Here is a 485-nt window from a genome sequence, read left to right on the forward strand (position 1 = left end):
GTCTACAGCAAATGGATCGGCCTCCTGGACGACGTCGACTGCTTCGATCCGGCGTTCTTCCGGATCTCGCCCGCCGAGGCGCAGGAGATGGATCCGCAGCACCGGTTGTTCCTGCAGGAAGGCTATCGGGCCTTCGAGAACGCCGGCTATTCGGCCGATACGCTCGACGGCCGCAACTGCGGCGTCTATCTCGGCATCATGAACCAGGAGTACCGGCAGCTCGGCGCGGGCGGCGCGGTCACGATGCTCGAGAAGAGCAACAGCTTCGCGTTCGGCGCCGCGCGGCTCGCCTATCACCTGAACCTGAAGGGGCCGGCGATTCCCGTCGACACCGCGTGCTCGTCCGCGCTCGTCGCGATCCATCTCGCGTGCCAGGCGCTGCGCGCGGGCGAGATCGACATGGCGCTCGCGGGCGGCGTCACGCTGTACCTGTCGCCCGACGCGTACATCGAGATGTGCTCGTCGGGCGACAGGTACAGCGTGAC

The 485-nt window shown here is 67.0% G+C and carries 1 protein-coding gene; it reads left to right on the plus strand.

The annotated features are described in order from the left end of the window. A partial coding sequence (locus J5M56_RS24760; RefSeq protein ID WP_207938031.1) for a polyketide synthase occupies window positions 1–485 on the plus strand: 485 nt, incomplete at both ends.

The sequence above is a fragment of the Pseudomonas sp. 51_B genome (assembly GCF_017491595.1).
Lineage (GTDB): Bacteria > Pseudomonadota > Gammaproteobacteria > Pseudomonadales > Pseudomonadaceae > Aquipseudomonas > Aquipseudomonas promysalinigenes.